At 62.9% G+C, this 10,375-nt stretch carries 7 protein-coding genes; 4 read left to right on the top strand and 3 right to left on the bottom strand.

Annotated features, from left to right (window positions below):
- Positions 1–364 precede the first annotated feature (364 nt).
- Positions 365–1,042: a transposase gene (locus K8I61_17010; GenBank protein ID MBZ0273742.1), complete on the bottom strand. Its 678-nt coding sequence runs from the start codon at positions 1,040–1,042 to the stop codon at positions 365–367.
- Positions 1,043–1,286: 244 nt separating this feature from the next.
- Here K8I61_17010 and K8I61_17005 point away from each other — a divergent pair, with 244 nt between their 5' ends.
- From K8I61_17005 to K8I61_16995, 3 genes are read left to right on the top strand one after another with little or no spacing between them, the layout of a single operon-like run.
- A complete protein-coding gene (locus tag K8I61_17005) occupies positions 1,287–1,673 on the top strand; it encodes a hypothetical protein (protein ID MBZ0273741.1) in 387 nt (128 codons plus the stop codon).
- 18 nt (positions 1,674–1,691) lie between these two features.
- Positions 1,692–2,669, top strand: coding sequence for a FecR family protein (locus K8I61_17000; protein ID MBZ0273740.1), 978 nt, complete (start codon positions 1,692–1,694; stop codon positions 2,667–2,669).
- Positions 2,666–3,622: a hypothetical protein gene (locus tag K8I61_16995; protein MBZ0273739.1), complete on the top strand. Its 957-nt coding sequence runs from the start codon at positions 2,666–2,668 to the stop codon at positions 3,620–3,622. Before K8I61_17000 ends, K8I61_16995 begins: the two co-directional genes overlap by 4 nt.
- 4 nt (positions 3,623–3,626) lie before the next feature.
- On the opposite strand, the gene K8I61_16990 is transcribed toward K8I61_16995, so the two are convergent.
- The gene (locus tag K8I61_16990) at positions 3,627–6,335 is read right to left on the bottom strand and encodes an Ig-like domain-containing protein (GenBank protein ID MBZ0273738.1); all 2,709 of its coding nucleotides are present in this window, start codon (positions 6,333–6,335) and stop codon (positions 3,627–3,629) included.
- A gap of 9 nt (positions 6,336–6,344) precedes the next feature.
- On the bottom strand, positions 6,345–7,598 hold the full coding sequence (locus K8I61_16985; protein ID MBZ0273737.1) for an outer membrane protein transport protein: 1,254 nt from the start codon (positions 7,596–7,598) through the stop codon (positions 6,345–6,347).
- A gap of 419 nt (positions 7,599–8,017) precedes the next feature.
- Here K8I61_16985 and K8I61_16980 point away from each other — a divergent pair.
- Positions 8,018–10,375, top strand: a 2,358-nt coding sequence (locus K8I61_16980; GenBank protein MBZ0273736.1) for a hypothetical protein, incomplete at its 3' end; no start/stop codon positions are given.

Raw genomic sequence — 10,375 nt, 5'->3', positions numbered from 1 at the left:
AAGCTCGCCAGGTCGTCCATGTGTTCTCCTCGTTCGCGTTGCCTTGGGTGGCTCACGAACCGGAGTTCACTGGACGACTTCCGGAACTGTCAAACTACGGATGCCTCCCCGGCAAAGCCGGGGGAACTCCCTTGGGATTAGAACTGTTGGTCTTCCCATGACCGACACCTATATCGACGGGAGAATGAAGGCGTCGTCGGATGCGCTGCAATTTGACCCAGAGGATGGCGAAACGCCCGCAAACTATTGCACTCCAAGTTGCGGCGACGAACCGTGTTGCGTTTCAACGCGTAGGGAGTTATCGTCCACTTTTTGGGAATACAGTGATGAGGACGATGCTGGAAGGAAAATAGGGGACAGTCACCTATTTATTGGGCCCGGCCTTCGGTCTTCCGATGGGCATTGGGCGAAGTCGGCGGTTGAGGGTGGATTCGAGTTTGGAGAGTAGGGAGTCGGACGCGAGGGGGCGGCCGGTGTGCGTGCTCAGGCGCATCTTTGCGATGAGTTCGGGGTCGTCGTGTTCGGTGAGCCAGGCCTTCCAGTCGCTGCCGGCGGATCGGCGCGCCCATTCGTCGAGGTCAAGCACGTGGCGCGGATCCGTGCCTTCGCTGTGAGCGTTCGCGCTCGACCACGGATACGTCCACGGCACGCGCGTCATCTTCGCGCGGACGGGATTGCGTTCCACGTAACGCAGCGCCGCCCACGCGTGCGAGCGGTCGAGCGGGCAGGAGTGGAATCGATTTTGCCACAGGTGGCCGGTTCGCCCATGCAAACGATTGATCGTCATGGCGTAGCGATAGTGCGTGCGGCCCATCGCTTTCGCCAGGCCGGCGGCATTATCGGGAATGACGATCAGGTGGACGTGGTTCGTCATCAGGCAGTAGCCCATGACCGCGACGCCGAAACGCCGCGTCTCCGCGCGCAACAGGTCGAGATAAATCTGGCGGTCGGTGTCCGTGAAAAAGACGTCTTGGCGATTGTTGCCGCGCTGCGTGACGTGGTGCGGCAATCCCTCGATGACGATGCGGGCGACGCGGGGCATGGCGGCATGCTGCGATGGATCGCGCGGTCGGTCAACAAAAAAATAGGTGACTGTCCCCTATAAAAAGACGGCGTCGGTCGCCGTCGCGCCCGTGGTTTATCCCGAAAACGTTTACGCAACCAACCCGACCGGGACGTGATGCACGGAGCAGGGTCGCGACGCGCTTGTCAAAAACGCGGCTCACCGCCATATTGGCCGCCCGCCAAACCTCTCGCGCGCCGCGTGCGCGGCCACGGAAGCGAACATGCTCATCATCCTCCTGACGATCAGCTACCTCACCGTCATCCTCGGCGTCGCGACCGGCTTTGTCCGCATGGCGTCGCCGGGCAACGAGGTCTCGCGTATCCTGCACCGGGCGTGCGGGCCGGCCTCGGCCTTTCTTTACGCCGTCTATTTCCTCGCGATGCAATTCGTGGACACGGGCGAAAAACAACGCATCGCGCTGGCCGTGCTTTTCGTGCTTCTGGTCTATACCGCCGCCGCATCCGGGCGCGAAACGATGGAGCCGAGGCAAAAATTCGTGCACCTGACCCTCGGGGTGCTCACGCTGCTTTTGTTCTCCGCCGTTTACATCGTTTTCATGATGCACTGGACCGGCGTCGGCGCGTCCTCCATCGATGCCTTCGGCTAAACGGCCGGCGGTGCTAAGATGCCGCTCATGCGACACGTTTTGACGGCCGCGATCGTGGGCGTCTTGCTTTGCGCTCCTACGGCGCACGCCGACGCCGAGCGGCGCGAAACCGATTCGGCGGCCGGGCGCGTCGCCACGGCTTTGGGCGCCGCCGTCGCGCGCCGAGCCAGCGAGCCCGATATTCACCTAGCCGCCGGCGTTCTCGTCAAACCGCTCGATACGCTGACGACCGCAACCGACGGCCGCGCGATCCTCATGTTCGACGATCGAACGCGCGTCGTCTTGGGAAACGACACGCAGCTTCTCATCGACGCGTACCCCCCGGCCGCCGGCCGCGAAAGCGACCGCCGACTGCAACTGACCTGGGGCGCCGTACGGGTTCTGGACGCCTCCGGCACCCGCAACACCGTCCTTGTCCGGACGCCCTCGGCGATCGTCAGGACGGTGGGGGGGTACGTCGTCATCGCTCACGACGCGAACGCGGGAACGACCCGCGTCTTGACCCTTGCGGGCGAGGCGGACGTTGAGCACGCGTCGCGATCCAACGTGCGTTTCACCGTCGCGCCGGGCGAGTGGTGCGTCGTCGAGCAAGACCATCTTCCCTCGATCCCGCGCACGGCGCCGCCTCCATTCGCGGCGGAGCTGCTCGCCGCGACGCACGTCGACGAATCCCCCGCCGCCGATATGCGCCCGGGCACATCGGCGAGGCTTGGGGACGACCCGTTGCGAGACTTGCCGATCGCCTCTTACGGCTTCGGCGGCGGGGCCGCTTCGCGCCTCGGAGACGACGCCGCCGAATTTGACGCCTACGCGCGGACCGAACGCGACTTTGAACGGCCGGATATCGTGCTGCCGGAGGACACGACGCCGGATTCGGTACGATACCGCCACCCCGGCGAGATTCTCGACGACGCCAACGTGCATGTGATCATCGATCTTGGGCAGGGCCGGCGCATCCTGAAGCCCGACAAAGGCGAAAAGGACGAAGAGAAATGACGCGGGTCGCCCTCGCCATCGCCGCCGCCTTGCTCGCCGCCGTCGCCGCCGCGTGCGTCGTGGACGATCCGGACGCCTCGCCGCTCCCCGCGTCTTCGGTCCGCGTCGCGCTGGCCGCGCCCGCCGACATCGCCGAGAACCTGTCCGCGGTTGTCGTCACGGTGACGGCCGAGGCCATGGATCCCGTGATCGCAAGCGCTTCGCTGCTCGGCCATCCGGACGTCGAGCCGGTGGAAATCGATCTGGTTGTTCCCGCGGGACCCGAACGCCAATTTGCCGTCGATATTTTCGACAAACGCCTTCCGCCCGATGGCCCCGACGTCGCGTATTCGGGTACGGCGACGCTCGATCTTGTGGCGGGTCCACGAACGGTCGAAATCGAAACGACCGCCTGGGCGCAGGTTTTCGGCCAGTTGAGGCGCATGTCGAACGCGTTTGAAGATTCGGGCATCGAGCCGAACTACACCGGATCGGGAACCGGCGCGGAAGGACAATACGAAATTACCTCCGACGCGAACGGCGGTTTTTCGGTCGAATTTCAGACGGGAACACGAAGAACGCTGTACGCATCGACCGTTGATGGCTGGAGCGCTTTCGTCCGCATCGATCCGCGCCGCGCCGGGCAGGATTTCGACATCGCCCTTGTGCTGGCGCCCGGCGCCGTGCCGCCGGAGCTGGCCGCGCTCGTTCGCGGCTCGGTCGTATACCTCTCGGATGACGCGAGCGCGCAGCTTGATCTTTACGGCGAATTCGCCGCGTTGGCCGACCCCGCGACCGTGGTGTTCGAAAGCGGCGCGAATAAGACAACCGCCGAATCGACGCTCTTCACCGCTTCGCGGCTGCGCGTCGAGCTTCCGGATCTTCCGCCGGGAGAGTACGCGGTTTATGTGGAAGACGCGGGCGTCGCGGCTTCGAACTCCGTGCGCATCGACCCATCGACGATCGGCGGCTGACGTCCTACGGCGACACGCTCTGGGCGCGGAGATTGATCGACGTCGGCACCGGCAGGGTGATGTTCACGATGGGGATCGTGATATCGATCGACGTCGTGCCCGTGATGTTCGCGACCATCGGGCCGCTCGCGTCGAACGACAGGTCGCCGATCGCGGAAAATGCGAGCCGGTCCGCGAGCAGCCCGTCGATGAACGAGCCCTCCGCGGAAATCAGCGTCGACATTTCGATGAGCATCCGCGCCGCGCCGCCGCCCGGCGCCTCCACCACATTCGCGGTGCCGGCGCCGTCGGCCTCGATCGTGAGCCGACCGGTGTCAAACGGGCCGAGGTCGGCCTTTTGGGAAATCTTCGAAAAGTCGATCGAAGTCCCGGTGGCGTACAGGACAATGCCGTCCGAAAGCGCGATGGGCATGACCGGCTCGTCATTGACGAAGCCGAGAGCCCCAATGTGCGCGATCATGTAACCGGAGACGTAGCTTGGGTCGAGCAGGCCGCCAAGCTCGATGGCGAAGAGATTGTCGTCGGTCGGCGTCTCCGTGCCCTCGAGAAATCCCGAGCCGTCGCGATCGGCGAACGGCACGAGCGCGAACGTCACCGGCACGGTTTCGTCCGCGGGCGCGGCCGTGAACCGGAAGGATCGCTCCGGCTGTCCCGCCCCGCCGCCCGGGAATCGATCGCGATTCAGATCGAGCGCGATGCCCGCGATATTCGTGATGTCATCGGTGATCGTGAGGCGGTACGTGCGCCCCCCTTCGAAGGGCTCGTTCGGGAAAAACTGAAAGCCCGTCCACCGTTTGCGAAGCCAGCCGCGAACGTCTTCGCCCGAATCGTCGTCGGTCACGCGAACGGTGTCGCCAAGGACGATCGTCGTCGGATCCATGAGCTGCGTGAAATAGACCTGAATCGGCAGATGCGCCGGGAAGGCCTCTTGCGTGTTCACGCCCGGGTCCGTCGCGCCGAGCAGCGGCGGGCTAAGGCTGACCTCGGGTGCGCCCGTCCGGAAACGGACGACGCGCTCGACGCCCATGGGGTTGCCCGTGACGTCCGGCAGGCGCCCTTCGACGCGCACAACGTATTCGCTGTCCGGGTCCATCGGCCAACGCGGCTTCAGCGTCACCTTGCCGCCGTCCACGGCCGCGTTCGCACTCACCGGATCGCCGTTCGCGTCTGCGAGATGAATCGAACTCACGGCCTCCTGCGGATGCACGGGCTCATTGAAGGCCAGCACGACCGGATCGCCGAGCCGCGCGAGATTCGACGCGCTGCCCGGCGACACCGACATGAGAAGCGGTCCCGTAGAGTCGGCGACGGCCCCAAGCGCGGACGTCGCAGGCGGGCGAAGCCCAAGCGAGATCGTGACGCCCATGTTCTCGCCGAGAATGTTCAGCTCGCCGAATCCGGCCGTGTCCATCACGAGCTCGTCGCCAATCACGATGGCGCGCCCGGTCAGCGTCAGCCCCATGATGTTCTGCGCCATCTGGGCGTTCGAAGCGGAATCGCCCGTGTTGATCGCCACGTCGAGCATCACCTGGACGGCGACCTCGCCGTCGGCGGCGCCACCCTGCGCGGCGGAGCTTTGCATGAAGCCATAGGCGTCGGTGAGCGTCGTCGCCGTGATGTCGCGCGTTTTCAGACCCGTGGAGATCTCGCCGCCGAGCATCGCCTCGATCTTCTCGCCGTACATCTTCTGGCCCTTGCGGATCAGAATCGGGATCGAATCCTTGTCGATCGCCGTGTTCGCGAGTTCCACGACAAGGCGCCCGGACATCGGTACGGACTCTCGGCCTAGAAGGGTCGAATCGAGGATCATCGTGTTTTGACCCTCGTCTGTATAAATCGAGCGTTCGAGCTTCGACGCGGAGATGAGCGGCGGACAACCGGAGCGATCGCCGAGCGTCGGGCAAAGCTCCACGGCCAGTGTGGCGCGCGGCGCCGTATCGCTGACGACCCACGCATACGTTGCGTCCTCGGCCATCGTTTCGCCGCCCGCGTCTTGCAGGGTGGCGCCGATCACGAGCTCGTAGCTGCGTCCGGGCACGAGATCCGATTCCGGGTCGATGACGATCTGCGTTCCCACGACGTGCATTTGCGCGGGAACGGGCGAATCGTCGCCGAGGGCGCGAAGCATGACGTTTTCGCCATAAATCGCGCGGGCCGGCTCGATCGGCTCGGAAAAGTACACCCGAAATGTCGCCCAATCGAACAGATCTCCGCCGGGAGGCGGATACACGGAGCGAACGCTCAAATCCCGCCCTTGCTGCACGCGCTCGGCGCGCGTCGTGAACTCGAGCGAAACGCGCCCGCCGTCCAGAAGCGGACGGCGGCCGAATTCGTCCTTCACCTGATCGGTGACAGCCGCGCGAAAACGGGAAGCCGGGCGAAGCCGCGACAGGGGACGAAGAATGACGTTCGGCCCCGCGCCCTGCACGAGCACCGGAACCTCCTCGACCGCGTCGCCGTTTTCGTCGATACGCACGATCGACGCCGACTCCGCCGAGAGCGAGCCGGTGTCGATCTGGCGGTCAAAGTGAAATATGACGCCGCTCGACAGGAAGGTTTCCCGGGCGCCGTCCGGGGGGACGGTGGCCATCACGCGGAACTCGGCCGCGCTTTCGGGCTCCGGCAGCGGTGTGCGGCTTTCGATCTCGCAACCGGCGAAAGCGGCAACGGCGAACAAGGCGGCGAGAAACGCGGTCAACCGGCGTGCGTTCATGCGGGGACCCTAGAAGCGAAGCGTGAGCGACGCGATACCGCCGTTCACGTTCCCTTCGCTCTCGTATGTTGCGCCGCCGGCGACTTCCGTTTCGTTCGGCACGAGGTACATGTGGAAATACGATGCGTCGATCGACACCGGAGTCGCGAACACCGGCGGATCCTGGAACGTGTAGCCGAGCCCGAACGACCCGACGTGGCGGTCGTTGTCCAGGAATACGTTGTTGCGGCTGCCGGCTTTGCGCATCGGCGTCATCTGATAGCTGTAGCCGGCGCGCACCGGCAGGCTTTCGGTGAGGTGGTATTCGAGACCCACGCGCGGAACGTAGGTATCGACGAAATCGATGTCGATATCCTCGCGCGGCAGATCGTTGCTCGAAACCTGTTCATCAAACCGGCCCCAGTGATACCAGGTGCCCTCGACCGCCGCGAGGAAGTCGTCCGTGATTTTGAAGGACGCGCCGACGGCGACGTTCGTCGGCACGAAGGTGTCCTGGAATTGCAGCACGAGCGGCAGGTCCGCGAGCCGCGAATCGCCGACATTCGCCTGCGCGTCCGTGACGATATCGCCGAAATAGCCGTAGTTCTCTCCGTGATACGCGACGCCGATATCGACGCGCTCGAAATCGAGGAAAATCGACGCGACCGGCGAATAATACAGCCGCGCGTCGAGGATCATCCCCTCGTCGGACGTGTTTCCCGCGAGGTCCGTCGTGACCTTGAAATCCGTTTCGCCGCGCAGCGTGATGAGCGCGCCGCCGCCCACGTACAACCAGTCCGTGACGCCAAGGCCGAGCGTGTTGGTCGCCATCGTGCTGGTGCGTCCGTAGCGGTAGAAATGCCCGTCGGGATCTTCCACGTCCACGAACTGGATGAGGCTTCGCATGTTGCGGTCGAAATACATCGACAGCCCGAAAGCCAGCGGCCGGTCGGCCTTGAGAAGCGGATTCAAATTGAGGACGAGGTTCGTCAGGACGAAATTGTTGCCCTCGTCGAATTCGTCCATGTCCCCCTTGGGGCCGCCCTGCAGGCGCGGCGCGACCATCATGTAACCGAAGTTCGTATACGAATTCGATGTCTTCGCCATCGCGGCCGGGTTTGCGTAAATCAGCGAACCGTCGCCTTCCACCGCCGTCATGGCGTTTCCCATCGCGACGCCGCGCGCCGTCAGGCCGTAGTCGGCGGGGACGAACGTCTGGCTGGCCTCGGCCGCAAGCGGACACAAAAGGAGGACAAGAAGCCCCCGAAGGATTCTTCGCAGCACACCCTCTCCTTCTCCGGCTCCTGGCGCCGGCGCCGAGCCTTCGGCCAGTCAATTTCATCAAGGAATTTCAGGCTGACGAGCGTTAGCACGCGCTCTCTTGGGGTGTCAACATTTTGCGGCCCGATCGCTCCGCACGGACACTCGCGCGGCCTTTCCTGCGCTCCGCTCTCCGCGGACACGGCCCGCGTTGAATCATTCCGCAAAAATTCCGCACGCACGCGAAATCGTCGGTGATTTCGTGGCGATTGGAGTAGCAGATGATGGTTATGAGAATTCGCGGCATTCGCCGCCAAAATACCGCTTGCTACGACCCGTACCGTAGGATCATATTCGTTTTACAAATCGGGGTGGGGTTTATGAGCGTCGCCGGAAAATGGTGGCGATTGAGCGAGCGGCGAAAAGGCGCTTCTCGCCCCCTCGTGTACGTCGCCCGCCTCGCTACGCTCCTCCTTCTCGCGCTCCCGCTGATTCTTGCGCTTCCCGGCTGCTCGTGCGGCGAAGATGACGACGATAGCGTTCTGGCCGACGGCGTGACGCCGATCGACGACGATGACACGACGGCGGCGGACGACGATTCCGCTTTTGACGACGACGTGGACGATGACGATTCGTCCGGCGGTGACGACGCGGACGACGACGATTCGGCGATAGATGATGACGCGGATGACGACAGCGGCGACGATGATTCGGAAGACGACGACACAATCGATGACGATACGTTCGACGACGATTCGGCTGACGACGACACGGAACTGATCGACTTCGACGAGGACCTGGCGGCGGGGTGCGTGGAATTGCCCTCGAACTTCGTCGATTACGGTCTTTCGGAATTCCCATCGCCACAGACCGGCTGCCACGCACCATTCACGACACCAGACGGCGACGTGATCTGCACGCTCATCGCGAGCGGTTACTCGGATCGCGGCGCGGACCTGCGTATCGACGGGGAAGGCAATCTCTGGTTTGCGATCTCGCTCGGGCGCGACCTGCGTCTGTATTTTCTGGACGCGGCGTATCTCGCGGCGGGCGAGGTGCATCCGGACGACTGGACGTTCGAGACGGTGGACACCATGACGGCTGGCCCGCGCTTCGTCATCGATGCGGACGGCGTCTTCCACTTTTTCTATACCGATCTCTGGAACCGCGCCGTGAAATACTCGCGCGGCGTTCCCGGCGGGCCGTGGGCATTCTCGACGCTAGACACGATGCCTTTCATTGGCCTGTCAAACGTATCGAGGTCGCTGTGGGACGCGTCGACGGCCATTACGATTGGGCCGGCGGGCAGCGTACACGTTGTGTGGTTACACCACGACAAGGACGATCAATCGGTGCGTTACGGGTATTCGATTGATGGCGAATCGTGGGCGACGACGATCCTCCTGACGGAGCAGGGCGCGGGCATCCCGGTCGGCTACGAAAACGCGATCGACGTGGCCGGCGACGGCACCGTTCACGTGGTGACGGCCGGCGCCAAGAGCAATCCCGGTTGGGCCAACGGAGCCCTCTACTATCTCGAAAACATATCGGGTGATTTTGAGCCGACGCTCATCTCCGGCGCGCAGCCGACGGACCCGAGCGTTTTGGCGATCAGCGCGGGCGAGGTTTACGTCTCGTTCTACGCGTTTGATGGATGGGTGATCCGCCCACATGTTGCCGAGAAGTCCGGCGACTCGTGGATTTACCACAACGATTACTTCGGGATGTTCGAGGCCGGCTTCCTTACGCAGCTTTCGCTCACGGCGAATGGGTCACCAGTCATGTATTACACGCGACCGCAGGACCAGGACGACCCGGACGACACGCTTCTGGGGTTGCATTCCTCGACGTTCAAGAACGGAAAATGGACGTCGAAGAAGATCTTCGACAAGGCGTCGGAGCTTCGCTTGCAGGCCTGCGAAAACGGGAATTTCGCGGTGCCGTCCTTCGCACCGGGTTCCGTCACGAACCGCTCAATCAACGTCTCTTATGGAACGAGCGAAGCCAATTCCGTCACGTCGCGCGTGACGGCCGACGGGATGAGCGGGTCCGCGTTTGCGGTGGACGACGCCGGCGATCTCCACATCATCTACGCAAGTCGCGTGCCGAAGTACCACGTCCGGTATCTGACCAACGCCGGCGGGACGTGGCTCGATGAGGAAATCGACCCGGCAAATGAAGCGTGGGAATACGTTTCGATCGCCGTGGCGAACGGGCTGGTTTACGCGGCTTGGCAGGACTGGCCGAACCGCGATTTACGATTCGCGGTGCGGGAAAATGGCACATGGGGGAATAGCATCGTCGTCGACCCCAGCCACGATACGGGACGCGATCAGAAAATGATAGTGTTCGGCAACGGTGACATTGGAATCTATTACTACCTTGTTGGAGGTATTTTTTACGAAGCACTTGAATCAAACGGGACGTGGTCAATTGATTTAATTACAGACGATTACAACTCTAGTCACGACGTTTTTGTCGATGACAACGACACTATACATATAAGCGCTTTTTCAGACTCCGGCGTGAATTATATCACCGGCCAATCCGGGGACTGGAATGTCGAACTCGCTGGTCCTGGGCACACGAATTCGCACTCCGCGATCGGCGTTCTTGATGACGGCGACGTTTACATTGCCCATATCGGACAGCAGGACGGCCTTTATTTGTCGTCTCGAGAGTCGGGAACTTGGAGCACGACAATAATTGATGCCGATGCAACCGGCGGATTTGAGGTCGGAATTATCGCAGACGAAATAACGTCAGTATACTTCAATTCGCATGCCTGCATTCGAAGGGCT

It is taken from the genome of bacterium (genome assembly GCA_019912885.1).
GTDB lineage: Bacteria > Lernaellota > Lernaellaia > JACKCT01 > JACKCT01 > JAIOHV01.
This window is presented reverse-complemented; position numbering and strand designations above follow the sequence as displayed.

What these genes read in the sequence shown, in the direction of transcription:
- K8I61_17010 (MBZ0273742.1), bottom strand. Translation starts at nt 1,042, where the DNA reads ATGCCCCGCGTCGCCCGCATCGTCATCGAGGGATTGCCGCACCACGTC.
- K8I61_17005 (MBZ0273741.1), top strand. Translation starts at nt 1,287, where the DNA reads ATGCTCATCATCCTCCTGACGATCAGCTACCTCACCGTCATCCTCGGC.
- K8I61_17000 (MBZ0273740.1), top strand. Translation starts at nt 1,692, where the DNA reads ATGCCGCTCATGCGACACGTTTTGACGGCCGCGATCGTGGGCGTCTTG.
- K8I61_16995 (MBZ0273739.1), top strand. Translation starts at nt 2,666, where the DNA reads ATGACGCGGGTCGCCCTCGCCATCGCCGCCGCCTTGCTCGCCGCCGTC.
- K8I61_16990 (MBZ0273738.1), bottom strand. Translation starts at nt 6,335, where the DNA reads ATGAACGCACGCCGGTTGACCGCGTTTCTCGCCGCCTTGTTCGCCGTT.